Here is a 26335-nt window from a genome sequence, read left to right as displayed (position 1 = left end):
TAGCCATTTCGACTGTTTTTTTCGGTAGGTTGGGCTTGTTTGCTATCATTTAAGTATTCTTCTAACTCTGTATTAAGAGCTGTTTCAACCGTGACCTTTTTGAGCATTTGTGCAAATTGATTGAGGTCTTTTTCTGTTTTAATGCCCTTGGCGGCTTTTTTAGCAAAGGCTTCGAGTTCTTTTTGAGTCACCATAATGGCCTATCCTTATACATTGTTAACATTAAGAATAGGCGGTTACACAGAATCTTTTACAGTCTCGTCATTAACAGTGTGAACTGGCACATATCAAGTTTAGCAACTGTTAAGTACTTATAGCTAATCCCGCACTGATAAAGATCTATACGAGTTTGAAGGGTACTGACCTATGACTTCCTAACAACAAAAGTGCGTCATGTCCTTAACAATAATGAATTGTATGGCAGATACCCTTTAACTATTTAACTGCTTAACTATTTAACTGCTTAACTATTTAATCGCTTAACAACTTAACCACTTATTTATTTTAATTAGCCTATCATCCTTCTTTTTGTTTATATTTTATTAATTCCGCTATAAATGTAGTCAACTTATTAGCAGTGCTTTGATTTCCACGAATAGCAATCCACCTTTCCATAGTCACAGGGTGCTTAATCCAGCAAATATTATCAACACCAGTACAACTATATTTAATATCGGTAGTCACACCATATACTTTCAATATTGCATTTTGTAGTTGCTTACCACCATCATCAGTTGTTCTTATCACTTTAGTAACAATTAGCTCACCAAGATTCTTTGCATTAATAGTATATAGCTCATCTGCTTCTTTATTTAAATTAATAACTTTTCCTTTTCTTAAAGCATTCTCAGCAAGCATTTCATTAATATATTTTTCTAAAGCAATAATTTCACTTGATGTTTTATACTGTGCTTTAAGGCGGTTTACTACCTTATCCATTTCACTGGGTTCGATCTTTATAACATCACTTTTATCAACTGAACTGATGGCTGCTTTTTTTTGTTGGTCTTTTTGTTTAAATTCTTCAATATCAGTAAACATGCCTAGTGCTTCTTGATAATACTCCCCTTCTTTTCCAGTTCGTTTTAAATAACGTTCTACATTTTCCTGAGCCTGATCCATTTTTTTGTTTTTGAATAATACTTTTCCATAAATAAAGTAAAATTCATCTGGCGGGGTTACCTGTAAGGCAATTGCTTTTTGCAGATATTGCTCAGCCTGACCATAGTTTCCTTGCTCAATATGCTTTTTGGCTGCCAAAATAAATCGGTCAACTTCAATCTCTGCAGGCAATTCCGCCATACATAAACTACCAAACGTGAAACAAACAGTAGCGGTAAACCACAACCACACTTTTGTTCCAAACCACTTGTTGATCATTTTTGACCTCACTTATTACGCAACTATTCTTTTGTTGAAAATATACCTTTCACAACAGGCATACTAAATCCTTCACCATTTTTTTTATGCGTAGTCCATAGCATATATCTTTATATGCCTCCGAGTTTTCAAAAGATCACTCGGAGGGTAATTTATAGAGATTATTAAAACCAAGAGGAGCAATAGCTCCATTTTATTTGTAATCTCTTCAAACATATCACTTTCTTATACAATTACTCTGATACCTTATTATCCAACGTAGCAGCTTGCACACTTTGATTTTCCACTGCTTCAACTTGGAGCTGCATACCGTTGACCGCAACAACTTTCACTTGAGCACCTTCAGGTAAATCAGGGCCTGTTACCATCCAGAAACTATCACCCACTTTTATTTTGCCACGCCCACCGACAATAGCCTCACTTACTATATAGCACCTTCCTAGCAGCTGCTGACTTCTTTGATTCAAGCTTGACTGACGCGGTGTAGATGGTTTGTGCTTCAAATAGCGCCACCAGCTGTAAGCGCTAATGAGCGCAATCAAAGAGAATATAATTAGCTGGAACTCCCAGCTTAAGTTGGGAAATATCCACTTTAATAAACCCACCGTTCCAGCGGAAATACCAATCCACAGGAAATACCCCCCTGTGCCAAATACTTCAATGATGAGACAAAAAAGTCCAATACCAAACCACATCCAAAATGAGATGTGCGATAACCATTCTACTAACATTATTGTTTCGCCATACTTTCTTGAACAAGCTCCTTAATACCCGCCACAGAACCAATGATACTGGACGCTTCAAGAGGCATCATGATCACCTTTGAATTTTCAGCGGAAGCAACATCTTTTAAGGCATCAACATACTTTTGCGCCACAAAGTAATTCACGGCTTGTATATTTCCTTCAGCGATCGCTTGCGAAACCATATTAGTCGCTTTAGCTTCTGCTTCAGCAGCCCGCTCTCGAGCTTCTGCCTCTAAAAAGGCAGCCTGACGCTCACCTTCAGCCCGAAGTATCTCTGCCTGTTTTTCACCCTCAGCTTTTAAAATTTCAGCTTGGCGCTCACCTTGTGCTTCTAGAATCGCTGCACGTTTTTCCCGTTCGGCTTTCATCTGGTTTGCCATAGCCTCAACCAGGTCCGCAGGTGGGGTAATATCTCTTATTTCAATACGTGTAACTTTTACTCCCCAAGGATTTGTTGCTTCATCCACTGTGCGTAATAACCGCTCATTAATTTGGTCTCGCTGAGATAACATCGCATCCAGCTCCAGTGAGCCAAGAACCGTACGAATATTCGTCATCGTCAGGTTACGTATTGCATGCTCTAACTGATTTACTTCATAAGCGGCTTGAGCTGCATTCACTACTTGAAAAAAACACACCGCATCAATTGTCACCATCGCATTGTCGCTACTAATGACCTCTTGGGGAGGAATATCCAATACTGTTTCCATCATATTCATTCTTCGACCAACTCGGTCAAAAAAGGGAATAATGACATTTAGCCCAGGTGTTAATGTTCGGGTATAACGGCCAAAGCGTTCGACAGTCCACTCATATCCCTGATTAACGGATTTAAAGGCCATAAACAACAGTGAGAGGGCCAATACCACAAGCACAATTAGAACAATAGGCAGTTCCATGACTGTCTCCAAAGTTAATTAAAAAGAACACTATGATGAATTTATCACAGTTCGAGCCTGACACATTATTCGTGACATGTGGTATTTACATTTAATATCAGCATCAATACATAATGATAAAGAAGTGCCTTAATGATTTTCTGAACTAGGAGTAACCCGTAAAACCTCTTCTATCGTTGTCAACCCAGCGGCAATTTTTTGTGCTCCACTGACTCTTAAACTACGCATTCCTTCCTTATAAGCCAGTTTACGCATAGAGCTAAGGTCTGTCTCAGCATTAATCTGATCTTTTACGTTGTTTGTTAAACGCAAAATTTCATACACGCCCAAACGCCCTCTATAACCTGTCTCTCTACACTCCAAACACCCTACTGGCTGACAAGCATGACCTGGCACTGGGGCAGACCATGGGCGGGTCAGCGCTCGCCATGCAGACTCATCAACTTGATTAGGTTGTTTGCAAGCAGGGCATAGTGTCCGCACTAGGCGCTGGGCCATCACTCCTATCACTGTCGCCTTAATCATATAGGCAGGCACGCCCAGCTCCATTAACCTGGTGATTGCAGAGGGGGCATCATTGGTATGAAGGGTGGATAACACTAAATGACCCGTTAGCGCTGCTTGCATGGCCATTTCTGCAGTCTCCAAGTCACGAATCTCACCAATCATGATGATGTCCGGATCTTGCCGCAACAGAGCCCGCACCCCACTGGCAAAACTAAGCTCGATATTATGCTGCACTTGCATTTGATTGAACGCTGGCTCAACCATTTCGATAGGATCTTCAATGGTACAGACATTTACCTGTGAAGTAGCCAGCTCTTTTAGTGAAGAATAGAGTGTGGTCGTTTTTCCTGACCCTGTTGGCCCTGTAACCAGGACAATACCGTTAGGCTGTGTGATCATTTCCTGCCAGCGATCACCATCTTCCCTCGCAAGCCCCAACTCTGCAAATGTCTTTAATAACACATCAGGGTCAAAAATACGCATGACCATCTTTTCACCAAAGGCAGTAGGTAAAGTTGATAAACGCAGCTCTACCTCATTACCTTCAGGACTTTTGGTTTTAAGTCGACCATCCTGTGGTTTGCGTTTTTCCGCAACATCCATTCTTCCTAATATTTTTAATCGACTCGTAACTGCTGCACAAACCTGGGCAGGCAACTCATAAACCTGGTGTAAAACGCCATCAATACGGAAACGTAAAATACCTTTCTCTCGTCGCGGCTCAATATGAATATCACTTGCCCGCTGCTCAAATGCATACTGCAATAACCAGTCAACAATATTTACAATATGCTGATCATTCGCATCAGGTGCTTGAAGGTTACCCAGCTCAAGCATCTGCTCAAAGTTATTCAGCATGCTTGCATAGCCAGAGCCACTGGCGCGGGAAACAGACTGCGCTATTTTATAAAACTCTACACAATAGCGACGTATATCGACTGGGTTACTTACCACTCGCTTGATATCTTTACGCAGTACATGCCGTAAATTATCTTCCCAACTAAAAACATAGGGTTCAGCGCTGGCAATCACTACCACATCATTATTAACTTCGACAGCCAGAATTTGATGACGCTCTGCATAGGCATGAGACATCAGCTTAGTTACAGACTGCACATCAATCTTTAAGGGATCGATATGATAGTAGGGTTGATGCGCTTTTTTGGCTAACCACTCTGAAAGGTTATCAACGTCCAGCATCCGAGACTCATGTGACTCATCTCTAAGCTTTTGAGTCGCCAAATACTCTAACGGATGCATTTTAGATTGCAGGGCATTACGCCGTTTGGATAGCAACGTTTCTGCTGTTGCCTCTGTTATCAGCCCATCACTGATGAGTGACTCCACTACCCCCCGCAAATCTAAAACCTGGTCAGGCCGTCGTGCTCCAGCCCGTGCTTGTATTACTGCCACTTGTGCATCCTTCTTCATTACTATTCATTCGCTTCACTACCGTTACCTATGTTTAATAATAGATAACCTCGCTCAGCTTTACTTAAATCACACGGCACCAAATGGATAAATTTCATTAACTCATCTGCTAACTCTTTTAAGTCATCAACCAGCCCCTGCTTTAACTCAAGTTCAACTTCACGAATTGGCTGCTGTGCATCACCTGCTACTATTGATCCAATATCCAAAGCTATCTCAATAACAGCACCACTAGCCAACGTCACGAGCCAACTTTCACGTTCAAAGTTCGTACTCAACACTACGTTTAAGTCTGCAGGTTTAATTCTTTGTAATGGTTCTGGCCATACATTTGTAGTTAAGCAAGTAAAGTCCAACTCAGATGATCTCAACGGCCACTCCCACTCCCCACGCACAGATAAACCATCAACACTGTTACCTCGTGTTTTGAGTGTCTGTAGCCAGTGCCCATCACCGGTTAAGCGTGTTCGCAAGGCAACACGTTGCTTATGAAGCTGTTGGTCAGTGGTATCGTAGTAGTGATTAACTAACTGCTGCTTTCCTTCGTACTGGCTGGTGTCGCTATTGAGTAATGACAGTTGACGAAATTCCGCCACATCTTTGCCGCTAATTACCAGTTTTAACTCAGTCTCTGCCCCCATTGGCATCTCCTGTAAGGAATATGTATGAAAAACCTGGTGGTATTAAATTTGTCTAACGTTTATTAATAAACCGACACAATACCGTGTGTTGACTATAATGAATAATGCAACTAACACATTGAGAACACTAGGTTTTCTAATAAAGTACAAAAGATTGTTTATTTTTTCTTACATTAGGGGTGGTTTCATTTTCACCAAGCACTTATACTTGCGCCAAATTCTCACAGGAAAAAGCTGTCATGCCTGCGAACAACCTACTATTAAGTATGTTTGGACGCTCGCCGATAGGGCCGATCCAAAAGCACATTTCTAAAGCGCATGAATGTGCAACATTATTAGTACCATTTATTGAAGCAGTCCTGGATAATAACTGGGATGAAGCTGCGAAAATACAGGCTGAAATAGCTCAGCTTGAAGGCGAGGCAGATCTTCTGAAGAAAAAGATCCGCCTGTCTTTGCCTAAGAGCTTATTTCTGCCCGTACCTCGTACCGACTTACTGGACATTATTACCGTCCAGGATAAAGTCGCCAATCGAGCTAAAGATATTGCTGGCCTTATGCTAGGCCGAAAAATGCAAGTACCTGCCGAACTTCACACGGCTTTCCTCAAGTATGTTCAACGTTCTGTTGATACTTCTGCACAAGCATTAAAAGCAATGAGTGAGCTAGACGAGCTGGTCGAAACAGGCTTTGCTGGTCGAGAAGTTGGCATTGTTGAAAAGATGATTGAGGAACTGGATGCCATCGAAAGTGACACGGATGAGTTGCAAATCTCTATTCGCGCCACCCTGTTTGAACAGGAAAAGAACTTACCTCCCGTGGATGTCATGTTTCTCTACAAAATTATTGATTGGATAGGGGACTTGGCAGATCGTGCATCTCGAGTTGGTAGTCACTTACAACTATTACTTGCCCGGTAAAAAAATCTCAGTAATTCGGTAACTGACTATGAGCATTATTGCTGAATATGGCCCCCTGTTATTGGGCATGGCCTGTCTTTTTGGTTTTTTCATGGCTTGGGGCGTTGGCGCTAATGATGTCGCTAACGCAATGGGGACATCAGTAGGCTCACGAGCCCTAACGGTAAAACAAGCAATTTTAATTGCTATGCTGTTTGAATTTGCTGGTGCTTATTTAGCTGGGGGATCTGTTACTGCAACTATTCGTAAAGGTATTGTTGATCCCAGTTTGCCTGTTTTGGCTGAACAGCCTGAGCTTCTTGTTTTTGGCATGCTTGCCTCCCTTCTCGCTGCTGGCTGCTGGCTACTGGTCGCATCACTAAAGGGCTGGCCTGTTAGTACGACACACTCCATCATAGGTGCCATTGTTGGCTTCGCAGCGGTAGGCATATCTGCCGATGTTGTTAACTGGGGGAAAGTAGGCACTATCGCAGCCAGCTGGGTAGTTTCGCCCCTCCTGTCAGGAACCATTGCATTTGGCCTCTTCACCAGTGTTCAAAAGCTTATTTTAAATAGAGAAAAGCCTTTTGAATGTGCCCAGAAGTTTGTCCCAATGTACATGTTTTTCACTGGCTTTATGATCGCAATGGTCACGCTGGTTAAAGGTTTAAAGCATATTGGCCTGGACCTGTCGTATGGTCAAAGCTTCTTGGTGGCACTGCTGTTTGGCTTAACTGTCATGGCATTAGGGAAAGTGATTTTAAGTCGTATCAAACCTGACCCAAAGGCAGATCAAGACTTTCATTTTACCAGTGTTGAAAAATTATTTGCGGTTCTCATGGTTTTCACAGCTTGCTCCATGGCATTTGCCCATGGCTCTAATGATGTTGCTAACGCAGTAGGCCCGCTAGCGGCTATCTACAGTGTTATTAGCTCTTCAGGCCAAATACTTGCAAAAGCCAGCATGCCTTGGTGGATATTATTATTGGGTGGCCTGGGTATTGTCGCAGGGCTTGCTACCTATGGTTACAAGGTCATGCAAACCATTGGTAAAAAAATCACTGAACTTACACCTAGCCGTGGTTTTGCCGCTGAGCTTGCTGCTGCAACAACAGTAGTGTTGGCATCTGGAACAGGGCTTCCTGTTTCTACCACACATACACTAGTGGGTGCAGTGCTGGGTGTTGGCCTTGCCCGTGGTATTGGCGCACTTAACCTTCGAGTGATTGGCAGCATCATAATGTCTTGGGTCATCACTCTGCCAGCAGGGGCATGTCTTGCTATTCTATTCTTCTTCATTCTGAAAACTTTATTTAGCTAAGCGCTATCAGACCTTTTCAATAGTAAACATAAAAAACCAGCCAGCTTTCTAAGTGGCTGGTTTTCTTTTAAGGTGTGCAATAATCATCATAAAAAGTTTTTGGAAATAACCATTATGAGCACACCTGTTCTTCCCCCTCTTCGTGATATGCTGGCAAGCCTTATTGCAATAAACTCCATTAGTAGTGCAAGCCCCCAGCTAGATCAATCGAATCAACCTGTCATCCATCAGCTAGCCACCTGGTTTGAGCTGCTTGGGTTTAAGGTTGATTTAATGCCTGTGCATACAGCTCACAGTAAAAAGCTCAATCTTATCGCCCGCTATGGTGAAGGGCATGGAGGGTTAGTGTTGGCAGGTCACACGGATACCGTACCCTGTGATGAACACCTGTGGCAAAGCAACCCATTTCAACTTACTGAGCGCGATAATGCCTACTTTGGTTTGGGTATCTGTGATATGAAAGGCTTTTTCCCTCTCATTTTAGAAGCGGTAAAACCTTTGCTATCCCAAAAGTTTCAATGCCCGCTTATTGTTGTAGCTACTGCTGATGAAGAGACCTCGATGGATGGCGCTAGAGCCTTAGTGGAAGCACAGCAGAAACTTGGCAGGTTTGCACTGATCGGTGAACCCACCAATATGAAGCCCATTAACATGCATAAGGGAATCATGATGGAACGGGTTGTTATCCATGGTTCATCAGGCCATTCAAGTGACCCTAGCCTGGGCAATAATGCCTTAGATGCCATGTATTATGTTTTGGGGGATCTAATTCAGTTTCGCCAGCAACTTGCTAAACAGTTTAATAATCCACTGTTTACTGTACCTTCTCCCACTATGAACCTTGGCTGTATCCATGGTGGTGACAACCCTAATCGGATTTGTGGCAGTTGCGAGCTGGCATTTGACCTAAGGCCCCTACCTGGCATGAGCACTGAAAACCTTCGTGAAAGTATTCAGAAAAGACTTGCCCTTATAGCTGAACAACATTCCATTGATATTGAATTCAATCCTTTATTTCCAAGCGTAGAAGCATTTGAAACCCCAGCACAAAGCCCTTTTGTACAATTTTGTCAACAACTCACTCAACATGAGGCAGAAAGCGTGGCTTTTGCTACTGAAGCCCCCTTCTTAAATGCCCTTGGTATGGATACAGTAGTGCTCGGCCCGGGAGATATTGCGAAAGCCCACCAACCAGATGAGTGTTTACCTTTATCACGCATTAATCCTTTTATTAAAATTTTGCAGCGGCTAATCCACCACTACTGCATTACCTCACCAAATGTACAAACAACCTAGCCGCTAATACAAGAATCGGTATAATAATTTAGTTCGACGTTTGTTATACATAAACCGTATAGATGAGCCTGTTAGCATGGTAGATTTTTCTTCCCCTGAGTACATTCAGTTTTTTCGCCATTCTTCTCCCTACATAAATGCTCACCGAGGAAAAACCTTTGTGCTGATGTTAAGCGGGGAAGCCGTTCAAGATAACAACTTTGCTAATACCATTCACGATATAGCTTTACTGAATAGTTTAGGTGTACGTCTTGTCTTAGTCATTGGTGCTAGACCACAAATTGATGAGCGACTAGCACATAGTAAAATCACATGCGCTTACTACAAAAATATTCGAGTTACAGATAAAAATATTTTGGAAATTGTAAAAGATGCTGTGGGCAACGTTCGCACTAAAACAGAAGCTATGCTATCTATGGGCCTGGCAAACTCGCCTATGCATAATGCCAGAATTCGTGTCATAAGCGGTAACTTTGTTACTGCTAAACCACTGGGCGTTTTGGATGGCATCGATTTTCAGCACACAGGAGAAGTGAGGCGAGTAGATCACGAAGTCATTCACCAGCAATTGGATCAAGGCTATGTTGTTTTACTAAACTGTCTTGGCTCATCCCCGACAGGCGAAGTATTTAATTTAGCGGCAGAAGATGTTGCCACTCAAACGGCAATAGCTTTAAAAGCTGAAAAACTTATCGCTTTTGGCAAAGCACAAGGTATTTATACTCATTCAGGACAGCTCTTAAAAGCAATGTCTCCTGCAAAAGCAAGAGAGGTCATTCAAACTCAAGAAAATGAAGAAGCTCTGCGACTTATGCAATCAGCGTTAGCAGCCTGTGCAGCTAATGTAAAACGCAGCCATATTATTAGTCACAGTATTGATGGCGCCTTATTACAGGAGCTCTTTACACGAGATGGTTCAGGTACACTGATTACACATGCCGGTTATGAAGAAGTTAGGCAAGCTTCAATAGAAGACATTGGTGGTGTATTAGAATTAATTGAACCGCTGGAAGAGCAAGGCATATTAGTTCGCCGCTCCAGAAAGCAGCTGGAAAGAGAAATTAATCAGTTTATGCTAATAGAACGTGATGGAATGACCATTGGCTGTGCCTCCATCCATCCCTTTACAGATGATAGCGCTGAACTGGCCTGTTTCGCCATTCACTCTGACTATCGAGGCCAATCGCATGGTGATCAGTTGCTTACCTTTTGCGAAGAGTATGCGAATAGTCACGGCATTAAAAATTTGTTCGTGCTTACCACTCGAACAGCGCACTGGTTTCTAGAAAGAGGCTTCCAGCCCGCAAAAGTAGCAGACCTTCCAGAGGAAAAGCAGGCCCTTTACAACTTCCAAAGAAACTCGAAAGTATTCGTCAAAAAGTTAAAATAAAAAAATAGCCATCCCCTCCCTTGCAATTCCCTCAATAAATGGGAGGGGCAAAAATGAATAGTGAAGGATAATTAAACAATCAAGTAGTGTATTCCTTATTCATATAAAAAATACAAAAATCAAGCTCTAGGGAAGTTGTATTAAACTAACTCATAAATATGCACTTTTTTCCCAATTAATTTTACTTTTTTGCATTATTTATTGGCATACTTTTTGAGTGTGCTGCGCTACTGATCACTTATACTAATAAAGAGCCGAAGTAGCAGTTAAATGATCCTTGACCATTGCTACTGTATTACTCACTACACGACATCTATATCATTGATGCATAAATTTCACTCCCACCATCCTTAGTTATAATAAGCTTTATCTAATAGGCACCTCTAACGCATTCCAGCTAAGCTTCTTTAATCAATAAGTAACTATGCAGAAGATGACTTCAATCAATTTAGTTTTAAAAAAAGACTAGCCATCCATTTACATTTTGTGACATAATTCACACCACAATAATACATTACTTGTCTCTGACACAGATGTATTTGTCAGAAATGGTTTGTTTATCTCCAATGCAGCCCTCCCATGAGTATTTTTTCTACAAATATTCCAGGTTGGTTTTTTGCGAATTAATACGACAGGTTTTACCTAAAATAATAATTTCTAAAATTCATTGAAGATTAAATAGTTAAGCAACTAAATACTACAAAGTAAAAAAATAAGCTTAACTTTAAATAAACCAAGTCAAGTGGAAATGGGCTAAACAATCTTTTGTTACTCATATAAGGAAGTAGAAATGAAACTAACTCAACCTCTTTTCCCTGTATCTCTGCTGGCATTTGCCATTGCAACCCAAGCGGGTGCATCAGTAAATGTTGATGAACAAAAAGCAGTGAACGAGTATTTAAATCGCTTCTATCAAAATACTCAAGAGGTCATGAATGAAGTTCCTGCTAAATACAATTTAGATGGAGAAAAAATAGAGCCTGCAGCTGTTTTCACCAAGGAACAAATTGAGTCAAATGACTTTATTCTAGAAAAAGACGCTGTCAGAAAAGATATTATCACCCAAACTTCAAAAACCAAAAAAGGTGATAAAAAACGCTCACCTATTCAATACAATGATAACCCTGCACGACTAGTAGATAGTGGCAGCCAACTTATTAAAAACATCCACACAATGGATGCTAAAAAACTGCGTTCAGCCAAATTAGCTGAGCAACCTTGGTCTGATACTTACTGGCCTTTATATAAAGGTGCGCTGGGTGATCGTTATGGTGATCCAGGCTTAGGTTACCAAAATAACTGGTATGATTACTGGACATATGCTAACCAAACGAATCCACCACAAAACTACGTAAATAATGGCAATATTGATGCCCTATCTCCTTCTGAAAAATATGACTTGCTGGTAGGCGATAGCAATTACACATTAACAAAATCAATGTGGGATATGGGTAAAGGTTACTTTGACAACAATGGTAGTGTTGAGCGCTGGATGGGCTTATGTCACGGTTGGGCTGCAGCCGCTTATATGTTACCTCGCCCCAAAGACACAGTAACGGTAAAATCTGCTGATGGTGTAGACATTAAATTCTATCCTTCAGACATTAAAGCACTAGGTACACTGTTATGGGCAGAAGCATCACCCAGAACACGTTTTATTGGTGGCCGTTGTAATACCAAAAATCCAGATCAGGATGAAAATGGTCGCGTAAAAGATCAACAATGTTTTGATAACAATCCAGGTAGCTGGCACCAGTCTGTAGTCAACCAAATTGGTGTAAGTAAGCGTAGCTTTATCCTTGATGCTACTTATGACTACCAAGTATGGAATCAACCTGTTTATCAATACTCTTACACTTACTTTAACCCTGAAACAGGGAAAGCATTTAATAATGCAAGAGATGCCATGATTAAACTGGCTGACTTCAGCCGTGATAAGTTTAAGAGCTATCGTGGCAATGCTACTTATGTAGTAGGTGTTCAAATGAGCATGACCTACATGGTTGAAACCAGTGCAACACATCGCGCTACTGACTCTGCCCGTTATGATGGTAAAACCCAGGTTCGTTATACTTATGACCTAGAGTTAGATGCACAAGGCAATATCGTTGGTGGTGAATGGTATAACAATCGTCACCCTGACTTCTTGTGGACTCCAGGACCTGATGGTCGTGCAATGTCCATGTATAACCCAGGTGGCACATGGCAAAAAGGTCAGCCTATTCCTAACGAATGGAAAGCCTATGCTAACTATGTATCTCGCTATGACCAGCCACTAACCAGTATTGTAGAACAGCTGTTTAACTGGTCAGCAGGTCAATAATCACCTCTAGATTAATCCCTGCGAAAAAGGTATGGAGTTACTCCATACCTTTCCAACATTTCAATCTATATCCGCTAAAACAAAACTGTTCAGGATTTAATTTGCTACCCTTAAACATATAAGCCATAGCTAGGTAGCAAGATGACAACTCAATACCTGATCAAGCGTGGTGATACATTAACCACAATCGCAAAAAAATATAATCTATCATTAAATCAGCTAATTGCAGCCAACCCTCACTTAGCCAAAAACCCTGACTTAATCTATGCAGGTGACACGCTTTTAATTCCAGATACTAATGAACAAGAAACTAACGTATCTAATGTAAAAACGACATCTGTTAATATTACCCCAATAAAAATAAAACATACTTCAGAAACACAAATAAAAGCTTCTCCAGAAAATCATGCAGACTATTATCAAACCGCAGCGAATCAACTCGATGTAGACCGAGCTGCTGTAAAAGCAGTAGCAGATGTTGAGAGCTGTGGTAAAGCATTTATCGCTAAACATAAACCTGCAATATTGTTTGAAGCCCATATATTTAGCCGGTTAACCCAACATCAATACGATGAAGCTTATCCCCATTTATCATCGCGAAAATGGAATCCTAAGCTCTATAAAGGGGGCCTAAAGGAATACGATAGACTTGCTGAGGCTAAATTACTTAATGAAACAGAAGCATTAAAGTCAGCCTCTTGGGGAAAGTTTCAAATCATGGGCTTTAATTACCAGCTTGCAGGATTTAAAACGATAAATGACTTTGTTGCAGCTATGTGTAATAGTGAAGAAGCCCAGCTAATGGCATTCGTATCATTTATTCAAGCCCATAAATCTATGTTACAAGCTTTACGAAACCATGACTGGGCAAAATTTGCCAAGTGTTATAATGGCCCTGCCTATGCTAAAAATCGATATGATAGCAAACTTGCTGAGGCTTACCAGCAAGCATTACGAGCTTAAAGCATACACATTACAGGTTTTTTTCTAATCACTATCAGTAAGCACGATAATCTTGCGTTACAACTTCAATATACTTAATTTTTTTAAATTGATACTGTAGAGTGGCGCTTTGCGATCCTGTATAACTTTTAAGAACAACTCGATTATTTCTAACGTCTATAATGGTTCCCGCTACCTTTTTATTATTTGTTAATTTCAAGTAGGCATTCCGACCAATATAGTTTTTAACATCTTCTACATTATCAAGCCTCTTTTTTATTTCTTTTTCTATTTCATACCCTTCAGCTTCAATTTCAGAAGTTGATAATATTGACGGTCTGGAAGTTGATTTACCGTCTTCTCCATCAACTTTGTTGCTTGATGTACTCGTACTTGATGACCTGACAAAAAGAGGCTGAATGTATTCATTGTTTACAGAAACAAGAACATCTTTGAAAACCAGAATTTCTAATCCTTGCATAAAATCTAAGGAACGTAAGTCGGCGCCATCATCAATATCAATATCAAAATTCAATACCCCAGAGTTTTTCATAAAATCTGTAAAGCGCTTATTAAAAGGCTCAGAGAGTTTAAGCTGGAACTCATCAAAGTAGTAATCAAATGAGGCAACGACGTGCTCAATACACTCGTTTTCCTTTAAGTTATGTGTGTCTTGACAATATTTTAGCCAACGCTTATTGAAAGAATCATCTCGATAAGTAAATCGGACACTTTGCAGCTCAGGTTCAACAAACATGAACTGTTGAGGAGTCAGGTTGGGTAAGTTGGCAAGCTTAGTTGCAAACTCAAAACTGAAAAAATTTCGTGTAGATACTTTAGCATTAAACTTTAACGCTTGATTGATCTGCTCATAATTATAACTGGCACTGACATCCATGGTCATTATGTTATAACCCATTTTCCGCAGTGCTTTGTTATCAATATTCAACACTTCATCAGTGACGTCAGCCTGACTTGGAAAGAATTCTTCAATAAGCTCTTCATTCAGCGGTAGCGAAATCCCTTGCAGCGCTAATGTCAACGACTCAGGTATTTTTTTTGAGTTTGCTAAATCAAGGTTCAGAAAATCCCAAATGGAAGGCAGTTTTAAGAGCGCTTTTTCAATTGTATATGTCTGTTTTTCCTCATAAGGATAAAGCTTAATATCATTAATTGCGATTTCACCATCAACTGTTGTAGATACATCCTTGTAATGTACTTGAACATAAGGAGATAACACACTAATAAACTTATCAACATTTTTCTTGACGGTGTACTCTACATAAAGCTTAGCCCCCACGATAACCGCAATAACTATACCGATTAAGAGACCAATTTTCTTACCCATTGTTAAGTATTCCCCAAATAAAACCTAGTATTGACACATGTTCAACAAACATGAGGTACGGATGCTTATTAATTAACCAAGTCAAGCTCTGTTTGTCGTGCATTACTTTCAGCAAAAAGGATTATTTAATTTACCTGATCCATACGGAAACTCTAACCCGTGTCCCATGTAAAGAGTTCAACTTATGCCCTATCTAAAGCATTGACAAAAAACTGCAAGAACACAAACCTTTTCATGTAAAAGGCACACTTTGAATGTTTCTACACCCTCTCACAACAACGCAAGTAAAACTCACCTTACACTATAACAGTCAAACTCTTCGGATATATTTCTGTGTCATTTTTTAGCAACAAAAACGTTAAAATCGCATCTTAGCAAGATACCTTATCGTGTTAAAGCAGCAACAGTCGTTTACTTTTTAACCCTGCAGCAAAGGCTATTGCTCACTATTCCTTTTATAAACGCCTCTAACATAAGAAGTTGTACATTTACTCAACTCACTTTTATTTAAGCAAAGGATCCTTAAAGAGCAATAGTCAGGACTTTTGTTATCGTCCTTTTATATGTTTAAGCTAGACTTGGTTCTTGCTCAGAACAGCCTTGCTAAACCAGCCAGTCACTCAGTACTTTATTCACACTGCACAGTTGCGTAAACTGGCCATATAAATCTAAATAATTATCTGTGTTGTGTAGGAGTGTATACCCAATGCCTGTTTATCGTTCCAAAACGTCAACCCATGGACGTAACATGGCCGGCGCCCGAGCCTTGTGGCGCGCCACAGGAATGAAAGATGATGACTTCAACAAGCCCATTATTGCTATTGCAAACTCTTTTACTCAATTTGTGCCAGGCCATGTCCACCTTAAAGACCTTGGTCAGCTTGTTGCCCGAGAAATAGAGAAAGCAGGTGGTGTAGCTAAAGAGTTTAATACCATCGCTGTCGATGACGGCATTGCTATGGGCCATGATGGTATGCTGTACAGCCTGCCTTCTCGGGAAATTATTGCCGACTCTGTTGAGTACATGTGCAATGCACATTGTGCAGACGCACTTGTCTGTATATCAAACTGCGACAAAATCACTCCCGGTATGTTAATGGCAGCGCTTCGCCTCAATATCCCCGTAGTTTTTGTTTCTGGTGGTCCAATGGAGGCAGGAAAAACTAAATTAGCCGACAAAATCATTAAACTCGATTTAGTTGATGCGATGGTAGCTGCAGCCGACCCAACAATAACGGATGAGCAAGCCGAAGCTTACGAACGGAGTGCTTGTCCCACTTGTGGATCTTGTTCTGGCATGTTTACCGCCAACTCAATGAACTGTTTGACGGAAGCGCTTGGCCTCTCGTTACCAGGCAACGGAACAACACTTGCAACCCATGCTGCCAGGGAGCAGCTTTTTAAGCGGGCGGGACAACTTATTGTTGAGATTACCAAGCGCTATTATGAGCAAAACGAAGAGCGCTTTCTTCCTCGCCAAATCGCTAATAAAAAAGCTTTCGAAAATGCCATGACACTGGATATCGCCATGGGTGGTTCAACCAATACCATTCTTCACTTGCTTGCCGCTGCCCAGGAAGCTGAAGTCGACTTTACCATGACTGATATTGACCGGCTCTCACGTAAGGTTCCCCATTTATGTAAGGTGGCCCCTTCTACCCCTGATTATCACATTGAAGATGTTCACCGTGCAGGAGGTATCATGGCGATTTTAGGTGAGCTGGAAAAGGGTGGGTTGTTGCATGCCAATGTTGCTACAGTGCACTCGCCTACCCTAGGAGATGCCATCAACCAGTGGGATATCAAACGAACTCAGTCCCCTGAAGTGCATACCTTTTATTTAGCGGGACCTGCAGGTATTCCGACTCAACAAGCCTTCAGTCAGTCTTGCCGCTGGGATTCTCTAGACCTTGATCGTCAACATGGCTGCATTCGTAGTGTAGAGCATGCCTTCAGCCAAGAAGGAGGACTTGCCGTTCTCTTTGGTAACATTGCTGAAAATGGCTGTATTGTTAAAACAGCAGGCGTTGATCCCAGTATTTGGGTATTTGAAGGCCAAGCGCGGATATTTGAAAGCCAGGATGCTGCGGTTAAAGGTATTTTGGAAGATCAAGTACAGGCAGGCGATGTGGTTATCATTCGCTATGAGGGTCCTCAAGGCGGGCCAGGTATGCAGGAAATGCTGTATCCAACCAGCTATCTCAAATCAAAAGGTTTAGGTAAACAGTGTGCACTGCTGACTGATGGCCGGTTCTCTGGAGGTACCTCAGGACTATCGATTGGTCATGTATCCCCTGAAGCTGCTGAAGGTGGAGCCATTGCCTTGGTTGAAGAGGGTGACAAGATTCTGATTGATATCCCTAACCGAGTTATATCGCTTCAAGTTGACAGTGCAACTCTTGATGCCCGCCACACCGCGATGGAAGCGAAAGGGCCAAGTGCCTGGCAACCGGCGACACCTCGTAAGCGCCGAGTATCAACAGCACTTAAAGCGTATGCTGCATTAGCCACCAGTGCAGATAAAGGGGGCGTTCGCAGTTTAGACCGCCTCAATCGGCGTTAACTAAGCTATAAAGCAACTATCTATAACGAAAACAACAATCTATCACGGGCTATCACGGGTCTCTCAAAGAGGCCCATGTTTTAAACCTTCAGCAACCGCGTTAATCACATCCAGTCAGTTACAGTGACTTCACCATGAATAGAAAAGTTATTCCGCTGTGATCCGCTGCCATACCTGATAGCTGTAATCTAGTGCCTGAGGCTCATAGTGATTGGCTTGCTCACTCACCATTTTCCACTCATCTTCAGACCACTCAGGAAAAACAGCATCCCCCGTAAAGTCTTTGTGGATCAGGGTTAAATAAAGTCGTGTCGACTTTGGTAATGCCTGACGATAAATTTCCCCTCCGCCAATAATCACTACTTCATCAACGCCATTAATAAAAGCAATGTTTTCTGCAAGTGATAACGCTTCTTCTAAGCTGTGAACAACCTGGACGCCCTCATGTTGGTACTCTTGATCGCGAGTAATCACAATATTACTTCGACCTGGTAATGGGCGGCCCAATGACACGAATGTTTTACGCCCCATTATGATAGGTTTTCCCATTGTGACATGCTTGAAGTACTTAAGCTCTCCTGGAATGTACCAAGGAAGCTTACCATTGATTCCAATAACACGATTTGCTGCCAAAGCAGCAATCATAGCAACCTGCATAGAGGATCTCTCAAGCGAAAACAGACTAGAAGAAAAAAACGAACACTATCAGGTGATGGTTGAAAAGGCTACCGTCTGATTATTTTTGTAGACATCATTAGTTACACTTGCTAAGCGTTGCAGTAAAACTTTACTTGAGACCGGCCAGGAAACACTTCCCGCAAGCACCCCAATGCTGAACAAGTAACGTTGGTTGAGTGGTTTAGGCATCTGGTTAATCATTTTATCTGCAATATGACACGCTGCTGCGGCAGGAGTCTCTGGCAGTAACATAAAAACATTTCCCGCATCATCATAAAAAATCCAGTCGCTGGCTCGCGTGATTATGCTATTTAACACTCCAGCCAGCTCAGTATGGATAGACTCGACCTCATCTTTATCAAACTTTCGTCTGTCATGAGGAGTTACCATGAGCTTGAGAAGTGCTAATGGTGCTCCGCTTCGGGAACTTCGCTTAACTTCAGCATTAACAACACCTGACAAGTGCTCATGACTAATCCATCCTGTCACAGAATGAGCTTCGGTCAAACAAAGTTGTTTTTCTGTATATTGAGGTGCATGTTGTTGATGGCTTAACAGGCGATATTGTTTATGCTGAATCCAGAAAATAGCCACCATTCCTAACCAGTACGCCAGCAACAAGCCAGACAGCCAATAATTAGTTTCTCCGCCTTGAAGCCAAAGAGCCACCAATGGAGGAAATAGCAAGCAGGTTTGATAACCCATGGTCAGCAAACCACTAAACGTATAGAGCACACAACTTGCAGAAATAAATCCAGCTGTCGCAGCTAGTAGTGCTACTGCCAAGCTTTGTAAGGCATGACTGGATAACGCAATTGCAGTCATCCCTCCCCATAACAACCCACTAAATAAAATACAGCAATAGACCCCACATACCCATGCAAGCGGGTAATGAAGATACCAACGAGCAAAATTATGAACTAAAGAAAAGCGGACAGACGCTAATAACACTAAGCAAATTGTCATCAGCGAGGTAAGTAAAGGCACGTGTTGCAGTAAATCACCCCACAATACAATTGCTACCCATATTAACAGATAAAGCCATGTTCCTACCTTAGCGTTTTGCGCTAATACTTCGTGCTCATCCGAGTTAAACGAAAAGGAATGCAGCGACAGTGTGTTGGAATTCATAACCAACCTTTAATTAACCACTATTATTTTAGCTTTATCCATATCGTTTAATGTTGCAAATAAAAATAGACTCAAGATAGAAATTTACACGAAACATATAAGTGACAACGACGCTGATAACCGCGTTTTTTAGTGATTCCAACACGGCTAGCTAAGCAGGCGAACAATAGCTGCAATAGTTAATAATGCCCATCACCCACTCAATGATAAAGTTAGTTATCAAACCAGCGTTTCATAGAAAGTAGTCAATTCTTTGCATAACATCACGCATTGAGCATTAATAAACATGACTATTAGCAAATTCATTCGTTATTCGAATTGATTTTTACAAATGACTTTTTATTATCGACCTCCTCAACCTCATGTAACGGAGAAGTTTAAATGGCATCAGGGTCCAAAAAGGTCATCATCGCAGCGCTAGTCGGTAATGGACTTGTAGCAATCACTAAGTTTGTTGCCTCAGTAATGACTGGTAGCTCTGCCATGTTCTCTGAAGCCATTCACTCTGTGGTGGATAGCGGCAATCAAGTACTTTTGCTTTTTGGTCTCAAACAAGCAGAAAAACCTGCCAGTGAAGACTTTCCGTTTGGACATGGAAAAGAAATCTATTTTTGGAGTTTTGTCGTTGCAATTTTAATTTTTGCGGTAGGAGCAGGTATATCTATTTATGAGGGTATTCATCATTTAATGAACCCAAGCCCACTCGAAAATGTATCGGTCAACTATATCGTGTTAACCCTAGCACTGATATTTGAAGGTATAGCGTGGTATATGGCTTGGAAAGAGTTTAAACATACCCGAGGCAATAACTCACTTTTTAAAGCAGTACACCAAGCTAAGGACCCTTCCGTTTTTGTCGTTTTATTCGAAGACAGTGCAGCAATGCTTGGTCTGATCATAGCTTTTATCGGAATTGCCCTAGGACACCTTACAGGTAATCCAGTTTATGATGGTATTGCCTCTATTTTGATTGGCTGTATATTAGCAGGTACAGCGGCCTGGTTAGCGTATGAGACCAAGAGCCTGTTAATCGGTGAGAGTGCAAAACCTGCAACTCGTCGAGGTATACGTGAATTACTCGTAAACCAGCCCAACGTAGAGCATGTTAATGAAATTGCTACTATGCATATGGGACCAAATTTTATCCTTGCAACGATTAGTTTAGACTTTGAAGATCAAACACCCGCGGGCATCGTAGAAAAAACCATTGCCCACCTTGACTGCCAAATTAAAACTCAGTACCCACTTGTTAAACGTGTATTTATAGAAGTGAAATCCCGAAAAGATATGGTTATTGATGAGATAAAATCTTTTTAATGTTAGCCCCAGTTAACACGTTATAACCACGCACCAGAGAATATCGTTTCGCATTTCGATATTCTATGGCGCGCGGTTAATGACTCACTTATTGAATCGTAGAAAATTTCTCACTACACCAGTGATTAAGTATATTCACTAAAACATTCTGAGAATAAGGCTTATAAATAATATCATCGTATAATTCATTATTAACAATAAGCTCTTGTTGACGGTCACTAGGTACTAAACCAACAACGGGTACATCCTGAGAGAATAACCGTTTTAACTCATCCACCATTGGCACAGTACTTTTGGACTTTAATAACATATCCAACATAATGATATCGTAATTAAATTGACGTGCCTGCTGTATCAACTGTTCCTTACAATCAACAGCAGTTACATTACACCCAAGTTTTTTTAGCAGTGTTTTGATGACTAATTGATGTGAATAGCTATCTTCAGCTACTAAAATATTGATATTTCCTGACTGATGGCCTGAGTTAATCAACACTGTTTCTGACCCATCATTTAACATTTCACGTGTTACCAACACATCAGGCTCTGATAACAGCACTTTACCCAATAACTGGAGCAATAAGCGTGAACGTGCTGGTTTTAGTAAATACCCAGAAAATCCTGCTCTTTTAAGGTCTTCAATATTACGCTGATAGTCTGCCGTAGTTAGCATAACCAATTTAGTTTTTGCAATAACAGGATCATTTTTAATACCTCTACCCAACATTTCGCCATCCATTGCCGGCATTTTATAATCCAACAGCGCAATATCATAGGGGTGTTTACCTAGCGCCTGCTGAGTTATTTTTTCTAATGCTTCTGTCGCTGTTCTAGCAATATCACAAACCATACCCCATCTATTTAGTAAACGCTCTAACAACTCACAGTTCTCTGTAACATCATCAACAATCAAGACACGGACGCCTTGTAAATCAACCTTATTTCTTACTTTAATAGGTACACCTGGTGCCAATGGCAAACAAAGCCTAACAGCGACTTCACCATATTTTGTTTCTGTCAGCTCCCCATGCAATTGTTTCACTAATTCACTTGCAACCGCCAAGTAGAGATTTGTCATTTGCATTCCAATACATTTCATGTCCTCTTTAGTCTGTTTTGGACTGCAAACTTTGACTAATAATGTGACACAATCAATTTGCTGACTGATCAATTGTGTATTAATACAAATTTCTCTATGCTTCCTAAGGCTATGTAGTGCAATGGCTAAATTATAGATGACCTGTTGAATTCTCTTAAAGTCACCTTTAACTGGCCCAGGAATATCATCAGCATATACAATCGAAACAGATACAGGCTGTTCATTAATCCTATAAGTCAATTGGTCTGCAACCATTTCAATAACTTGGTAAAAGTCAAACTCAACATAATTAATATTAATTTGACCTGATTTGATTTTACCATAATCAGTTACTTCGGAAGCGAGCCTATATAACTTTTCGCTAGCCGAATAAATAGCCTTGACAGATAATTTTTCTAGTTCTTCCAGTTTATTTGCTTGCAACAAAGAGGTCATTGCCATTATGTTATTAACTGGCTCTTTCATTTCTAAGCCAAGGTTAACAAGTAGTCCTGCTTCACTTTTTTGACACTCTTTTACTGATTGGCACATTGAGTTAAGTTGGGACTTGGACCTTTGTAATTTTTTATTCGACTGCCAAAGATGTATATTTTCTTTATTTTTATCTGCAAGCATTTTTTTAAAAATTTGCATTTTAAATATCACTTCCAAGAAAGCACCTATTAATGGGATTACAAATGCCGTTGCAGTCAAAATTTTTGCTATCACATGGTGTTGGTGGTAAGAAACCACACTCCCAAAAGCAATATGTAACTGTGCAGAAAAAATAGGAAAAAGAAATAAAAGTACACTTTGTACAAAAAAGCTTCGCTTACGCTCTCTGACAAAGTTTATTAAAAGAACACCACCTATAACACACATAATAACGGGTGCTAATTCTATAACGATATTGAGTACAGCCGTCCCTGCTTCAGCATCTGCTATCACTCTTGTCGATGTCAAATACCTCTGTTGCAAAATAAAACCAATATAAGTAGCAAATAGAGCATAGAGCAATACAATCAACCATTGTCTTCGAGCATACAACTGCCACTTAATTATAATCGAAGCAACAATGATGATAGATAGCGCATGTATTTTCCCAATAGTCCAAGCAATGTTAAAGAGTTTATCTGTTAGCTGACCATGGAGTAATGATACCTGATAATCAAAAAAAACATCAACAATCGCTACACAAACAACGGCTAAAGCAAGAATAAATATTGTCGTAACATTCTCCAGTGAAGCAAGAAGGCACACAAATGAACACATCAATAGAGCACACAATAAAGCGACCCACGATAATGCAAAATGACCTGAATGTTCCCCAAAGCTGCTCAGCCACTCAAAAAAAGTTAAACTTACTAAATCCGTCGTAAATCCATTCCCTACTGTAAATAATAATAAAAGTGGTAAAAATGAATAACCGATGACACTTATTGAAAACCATAAGCTTATATAACGACTTATTGGCCACTTGGAGGTTAAAATAGAGCGATATTTAACATCATTCATCCACACTGCTTGATCCCTTTTGGTTGAGCTGTCCCAATTTTCAATATTATTATGATTATATTTCATATTATAAAAGCATATGCTCTTTACAGCTTGTCAATATCCAAACAAGCATATTCACTATACAGTAACACAGCTTAAATCCCAAAATGAGGGTTTAACTGTTTGATACTCAGTTTTAAAAATAACTTATGGACACATCTAAAATGCACTTTTTCGTGATAGCTGGGTCAGCACTGCACTCTGATCATCATGTCTTCCTTATACACTGTGACCCTATGTGCAATGCTTCCTTGCTCTTGCAAGAAAGTCACTATTTTTTGAGATACTCTCATATTTAAACCTGAATTCAGCTTAAAGCGTTAGTCTACTTTTACAGTAAATGGCATACCTCAGGTAGAGTATATTATGTATTAAATGGGTGGGAGCTAACTTATGAAAGCTGTGTGGAATGGTGCTACACTGGCAGAAAGTAATGAAACAATCATTGTTGAAGGCAACCATTATTTCCCACCTTCATCCATTAAAACTGGTTTTTTTACTGTAAGTCACACACAAACAGACTGTCCATGGAAAGGAGTAGCCCACTATTTTCACATAAAAGTTGAAGATAAAATAAACGAAGATGCTGCCTGGTCATATCCTGACCCTAAGCCTGCAGCAAAAAAAATTAAACATTATATTGCCTTTTGGCACGGGGTAGTAATCACACGTTAACCACTGAACCTACATAATGCTAATGTAAGTGTCACGTTATTGCGGCAAACTAATAAACCTTATCTATACTGGTCAAGAACCCAGATAGCTGAAACCATGATAATAATGGAGAAAAAAATGAAACCATCCGTAAAAAGCAGGACGCTAGGACTCTTTGTTTTTTTACCTATATTTCTAACTGGCTGTGCAACAAATGGCCCATGGCACGAAGATTGGCGTAATTGTGCATTAGTAGGTGGTGGCCTGGGAGCTGTTGCTGGATCATCTGCAGATGATGGCGAGGCCGCTGCCGTTGGAGCACTAGGTGGTGCATTATTAGGGGGATTTTTCTGCTCAATGATTGAGCATGATACAGACGATGATGGTGTCGTTGACAGTAAAGATAAATGCCCAGCAACACCACGTGGCGTTAAAGTAGACTACAACGGTTGTCCAGTAGATTCAGATAATGATGGTGTTCCAGATTATCGTGACCAGTGTCCAAATACACCTTTAAATACTCAAGTTGACAACAGAGGTTGTACATTAGACTCAGACAATGATGGCGTAGCTAATATGAAAGATCATTGTCCAAATACACCTCCTGGAGTACAAGTTAATGCTATTGGTTGCTCCGAGGCACTAGCACTTAAAGGTGTTCAGTTTGAGTTTAATTCTGCCCGGTTAACTGGCACCTCTCATGAGTATCTATCAAAAGTTGCCGAAAAACTCCGCCTACACAAAAATACTAAACTAGAAGTATCTGGACATACGGATAATGTAGGCAGTAATCGCTACAATATGCGTCTTTCACAGCGCCGCGCTGAAGCTGTTCGTAACTTCCTTGTTTCCCGTGGAGTTAATGGTAACAACCTCAGAGCGGTAGGCTATGGAGAAGAAAAACCAATTACCAGTAATAGTACCGAAGCTGGCCGAGCTATGAATCGCCGTGTAGAACTTAATGTAATAGATCAATAGTCAAGCAAGACAAAAAAAGAACACCCATCATATGATGGGTGTTCTTTTAAAACTTAACCATGTTGTCCAACAATTAATATTTATAGCCATACCGAAAGTTATAAATATCAGCTTTTTGGTGGAGAAGCAGGCAACCGACTCGCTTGTAAACTCTCTTTGATTCGTTTTAAGTGCTTCTGAAAGTCAACACCCCGCTTTAACGTCACGCCTGTTGCTAACACATCCAATACCGTTAAATGAATAATACGAGAAGACATCGGCATATATATATCGGTATCTTCTTGAACAATGACATCAATTGTTAACGAGCATTCCTTAGCCAAATAAGAGTTTGGTGCCGTAATACCAATTACAGTTGCACCACTTTCACGTGCAATTTTAGCAATCTCAACCAGTTCTCGCGTTCTACCTGTATAAGAAATGATAACAATGACATCACCTGTGTTGGCTACTGATGCCATCATTCGCATCATCAATACATCATCATAAGCCATGACGGGAATATTGAAGCGGAAAAACTTATGCTGAGCATCCATCGCAACTGGACCTGACGCACCAAGTCCTAAAAAGCTAATTTGCTTGGCTTGAATCAAAAAATCCACAGCTCGATTTATTACCGACGCATCCATAGACTGACGTGCAGCATCTAGACAAGCCATATTCGTTGTAAAAATTTTCTGGGTATATTCTTCAGCCGTGTCATCAATTTCAACGCTACGGCTAACATAAGGTGTACCGCTAGCCAAACTTTGCGCTAACTGCAATTTGAAATCCGGATAACCTTTAGCATCAAAGCTGCGACAAAAGCGATTAACTGTTGGCTCACTAACGCTTGCCGCTTGTGCGAGTGCAGCAATACTATAACGCGTAGCAGACTGCGGATCTTTCAAAATGACATCAGCCACTTTGCGCTCAGAACGATTCAATTGTTCAAGGTTATCGCGTATCCGCTCTAATAGGTTGGATGACTGACTGGGTAGGGTCATAAGTAAATACAGATTATGTTTAATTTACTAAATACTAGATGCTCCACCACGCAAACGACAGCAAACATAATCACTTATCTATACATATGAGACGCTCAGCAAAATAAGCACGCATTGCTGAACTGCAGCATAATTAAGGATATAACACTATCTACTTTTGCCAGGCAGTGGATATGAATGCAGCTATGATAGCTTGAAGCCTATGCTTAAGCTACTTAACAATCAACACAATAGGGTAATTACACCACAACATGCCAATATGTAGTAAAC

20 protein-coding genes and 1 pseudogene are annotated in these 26335 nt (G+C 40.7%); 10 read left to right on the top strand and 11 right to left on the bottom strand.

All coding sequences use genetic code 11. The annotated features are described in order from the left end of the window. The 6 genes and pseudogenes from F607_RS0104840 to F607_RS28195 all read right to left on the bottom strand — a co-directional run. Positions 1–191, bottom strand: a pseudogene (locus F607_RS0104840) (IS256 family transposase); the annotation flags it as partial. Between the two features lie 325 nt (positions 192–516). Beyond that, complete coding sequence (locus tag F607_RS0104835; protein ID WP_027707163.1) at positions 517–1380, bottom strand: outer membrane protein assembly factor BamD; 864 nt, start codon at positions 1378–1380, stop codon at positions 517–519. 233 nt (positions 1381–1613) lie between these two features. After that, the gene (locus F607_RS28200) at positions 1614–2111 is read right to left on the bottom strand and encodes an NfeD family protein (protein ID WP_051310908.1); all 498 of its coding nucleotides are present in this window, start codon (positions 2109–2111) and stop codon (positions 1614–1616) included. After that, the gene (locus F607_RS0104825) at positions 2111–3025 is read right to left on the bottom strand and encodes an SPFH domain-containing protein (protein ID WP_027707162.1); all 915 of its coding nucleotides are present in this window, start codon (positions 3023–3025) and stop codon (positions 2111–2113) included. Before F607_RS0104825 ends, F607_RS28200 begins: the two co-directional genes overlap by 1 nt. A 129-nt stretch (positions 3026–3154) precedes the next feature. Further along, positions 3155–4963 carry a type IV pilus assembly ATPase TfpB gene (tfpB, locus tag F607_RS0104820; protein ID WP_051310906.1) on the bottom strand — a complete coding sequence of 603 codons (1809 nt, stop codon included), beginning with the start codon at positions 4961–4963 and terminating at the stop codon, positions 3155–3157. A 2-nt stretch (positions 4964–4965) separates the two neighbouring features. After that, a complete protein-coding gene (locus F607_RS28195) occupies positions 4966–5604 on the bottom strand; it encodes a CYTH domain-containing protein (protein WP_051310904.1) in 639 nt (212 codons plus the stop codon). A gap of 239 nt (positions 5605–5843) precedes the next feature. On the opposite strand from F607_RS28195, the gene F607_RS0104810 reads away from it, so the two are divergent. The 6 genes from F607_RS0104810 (at position 5844) to F607_RS28185 (ending at position 13796) form a co-directional block, all read left to right on the top strand. Continuing rightward, positions 5844–6524 (top strand): TIGR00153 family protein, encoded by a 681-nt coding sequence (locus tag F607_RS0104810; protein WP_027707160.1) that lies wholly within the window; start codon positions 5844–5846, stop codon positions 6522–6524. Between the two features lie 28 nt (positions 6525–6552). After that, a complete protein-coding gene (locus tag F607_RS0104805; RefSeq protein ID WP_027707159.1) occupies positions 6553–7824 on the top strand; it encodes an inorganic phosphate transporter in 1272 nt (423 codons plus the stop codon). Positions 7825–7938: 114 nt separating this feature from the next. Next, positions 7939–9120, top strand: a complete 1182-nt coding sequence (gene argE, locus F607_RS0104800; RefSeq protein ID WP_027707158.1) for an acetylornithine deacetylase — start codon at positions 7939–7941, stop codon at positions 9118–9120. A 76-nt stretch (positions 9121–9196) separates the two neighbouring features. Next, complete coding sequence (gene argA / locus F607_RS0104795) at positions 9197–10510, top strand: amino-acid N-acetyltransferase (RefSeq protein WP_027707157.1); 1314 nt, start codon at positions 9197–9199, stop codon at positions 10508–10510. Between the two features lie 790 nt (positions 10511–11300). Next, on the top strand, positions 11301–12833 hold the full coding sequence (locus F607_RS28190) for a hypothetical protein (protein ID WP_051310902.1): 1533 nt from the start codon (positions 11301–11303) through the stop codon (positions 12831–12833). Positions 12834–12974: 141 nt separating this feature from the next. Next, entirely contained in the window at positions 12975–13796 is an 822-nt protein-coding gene (locus F607_RS28185; protein ID WP_084611105.1) for a LysM peptidoglycan-binding domain-containing protein, read from the top strand. Between the two features lie 34 nt (positions 13797–13830). Here the strand turns inward: F607_RS28185 and F607_RS0104775 are convergent, their stop codons facing one another. Beyond that, positions 13831–15123, bottom strand: coding sequence for a hypothetical protein (locus tag F607_RS0104775; protein ID WP_027707156.1), 1293 nt, complete (start codon positions 15121–15123; stop codon positions 13831–13833). Positions 15124–15829: 706 nt separating this feature from the next. Between F607_RS0104775 and ilvD the strand changes: the two genes are divergently transcribed. Beyond that, positions 15830–17686, top strand: a complete 1857-nt coding sequence (gene ilvD / locus F607_RS0104770; protein ID WP_027707155.1) for a dihydroxy-acid dehydratase — start codon at positions 15830–15832, stop codon at positions 17684–17686. 147 nt (positions 17687–17833) lie between these two features. Here the strand turns inward: ilvD and F607_RS0104765 are convergent, their stop codons facing one another. Together F607_RS0104765 and F607_RS0104760 are read right to left on the bottom strand one after the other, a co-directional pair. Continuing rightward, positions 17834–18343, bottom strand: coding sequence for a dihydrofolate reductase (locus F607_RS0104765; RefSeq protein WP_027707154.1), 510 nt, complete (start codon positions 18341–18343; stop codon positions 17834–17836). Between the two features lie 48 nt (positions 18344–18391). After that, a complete protein-coding gene (locus F607_RS0104760; protein WP_027707153.1) occupies positions 18392–19495 on the bottom strand; it encodes a hypothetical protein in 1104 nt (367 codons plus the stop codon). A gap of 381 nt (positions 19496–19876) precedes the next feature. Here F607_RS0104760 and F607_RS0104755 point away from each other — a divergent pair, with 381 nt between their 5' ends. After that, entirely contained in the window at positions 19877–20812 is a 936-nt protein-coding gene (locus tag F607_RS0104755) for a cation diffusion facilitator family transporter (protein ID WP_027707152.1), read from the top strand. 88 nt (positions 20813–20900) lie between these two features. On the opposite strand, the gene F607_RS0104750 is transcribed toward F607_RS0104755, so the two are convergent. Beyond that, positions 20901–23405 (bottom strand): response regulator, encoded by a 2505-nt coding sequence (locus tag F607_RS0104750; protein ID WP_169719766.1) that lies wholly within the window; start codon positions 23403–23405, stop codon positions 20901–20903. 435 nt (positions 23406–23840) lie between these two features. On the opposite strand from F607_RS0104750, the gene F607_RS0104745 reads away from it, so the two are divergent. Beyond that, complete coding sequence (locus F607_RS0104745) at positions 23841–24122, top strand: DUF427 domain-containing protein (RefSeq protein ID WP_027707150.1); 282 nt, start codon at positions 23841–23843, stop codon at positions 24120–24122. Between the two features lie 117 nt (positions 24123–24239). Then, positions 24240–25079 carry an OmpA family protein gene (locus tag F607_RS0104740; RefSeq protein ID WP_027707149.1) on the top strand — a complete coding sequence of 280 codons (840 nt, stop codon included), beginning with the start codon at positions 24240–24242 and terminating at the stop codon, positions 25077–25079. Between the two features lie 107 nt (positions 25080–25186). Here F607_RS0104740 and F607_RS0104735 read toward each other — a convergent pair whose 3' ends face one another. After that, complete coding sequence (locus F607_RS0104735; RefSeq protein ID WP_027707148.1) at positions 25187–26065, bottom strand: MurR/RpiR family transcriptional regulator; 879 nt, start codon at positions 26063–26065, stop codon at positions 25187–25189. Between the last annotated feature and the right edge of the window lie 270 nt (positions 26066–26335).

It is taken from the genome of Zooshikella ganghwensis DSM 15267, assembly GCF_000428585.1.
Taxonomy (GTDB): Bacteria; Pseudomonadota; Gammaproteobacteria; order Pseudomonadales; family Zooshikellaceae; genus Zooshikella; species Zooshikella ganghwensis.
Note: the sequence above shows the minus strand (reverse complement) of the source record. Positions and strands in the feature narration are given on the sequence as shown.

Coding starts and splice junctions, on each gene's coding strand:
- F607_RS0104835 (WP_027707163.1), bottom strand. CDS start 1,380: ATGATCAACAAGTGGTTTGGAACAAAAGTGTGGTTGTGGTTTACCGCT.
- F607_RS28200 (WP_051310908.1), bottom strand. CDS start 2,111: ATGTTAGTAGAATGGTTATCGCACATCTCATTTTGGATGTGGTTTGGT.
- F607_RS0104825 (WP_027707162.1), bottom strand. CDS start 3,025: ATGGAACTGCCTATTGTTCTAATTGTGCTTGTGGTATTGGCCCTCTCA.
- tfpB (WP_051310906.1), bottom strand. CDS start 4,963: ATGAAGAAGGATGCACAAGTGGCAGTAATACAAGCACGGGCTGGAGCA.
- F607_RS28195 (WP_051310904.1), bottom strand. CDS start 5,604: ATGGGGGCAGAGACTGAGTTAAAACTGGTAATTAGCGGCAAAGATGTG.
- F607_RS0104810 (WP_027707160.1), top strand. CDS start 5,844: ATGCCTGCGAACAACCTACTATTAAGTATGTTTGGACGCTCGCCGATA.
- F607_RS0104805 (WP_027707159.1), top strand. CDS start 6,553: ATGAGCATTATTGCTGAATATGGCCCCCTGTTATTGGGCATGGCCTGT.
- argE (WP_027707158.1), top strand. CDS start 7,939: ATGAGCACACCTGTTCTTCCCCCTCTTCGTGATATGCTGGCAAGCCTT.
- argA (WP_027707157.1), top strand. CDS start 9,197: ATGGTAGATTTTTCTTCCCCTGAGTACATTCAGTTTTTTCGCCATTCT.
- F607_RS28190 (WP_051310902.1), top strand. CDS start 11,301: ATGAAACTAACTCAACCTCTTTTCCCTGTATCTCTGCTGGCATTTGCC.
- F607_RS28185 (WP_084611105.1), top strand. CDS start 12,975: ATGACAACTCAATACCTGATCAAGCGTGGTGATACATTAACCACAATC.
- F607_RS0104775 (WP_027707156.1), bottom strand. CDS start 15,123: ATGGGTAAGAAAATTGGTCTCTTAATCGGTATAGTTATTGCGGTTATC.
- ilvD (WP_027707155.1), top strand. CDS start 15,830: ATGCCTGTTTATCGTTCCAAAACGTCAACCCATGGACGTAACATGGCC.
- F607_RS0104765 (WP_027707154.1), bottom strand. CDS start 18,343: ATGCAGGTTGCTATGATTGCTGCTTTGGCAGCAAATCGTGTTATTGGA.
- F607_RS0104760 (WP_027707153.1), bottom strand. CDS start 19,495: ATGAATTCCAACACACTGTCGCTGCATTCCTTTTCGTTTAACTCGGAT.
- F607_RS0104755 (WP_027707152.1), top strand. CDS start 19,877: ATGGCATCAGGGTCCAAAAAGGTCATCATCGCAGCGCTAGTCGGTAAT.
- F607_RS0104750 (WP_169719766.1), bottom strand. CDS start 23,405: ATGAATGATGTTAAATATCGCTCTATTTTAACCTCCAAGTGGCCAATA.
- F607_RS0104745 (WP_027707150.1), top strand. CDS start 23,841: ATGAAAGCTGTGTGGAATGGTGCTACACTGGCAGAAAGTAATGAAACA.
- F607_RS0104740 (WP_027707149.1), top strand. CDS start 24,240: ATGAAACCATCCGTAAAAAGCAGGACGCTAGGACTCTTTGTTTTTTTA.
- F607_RS0104735 (WP_027707148.1), bottom strand. CDS start 26,065: ATGACCCTACCCAGTCAGTCATCCAACCTATTAGAGCGGATACGCGAT.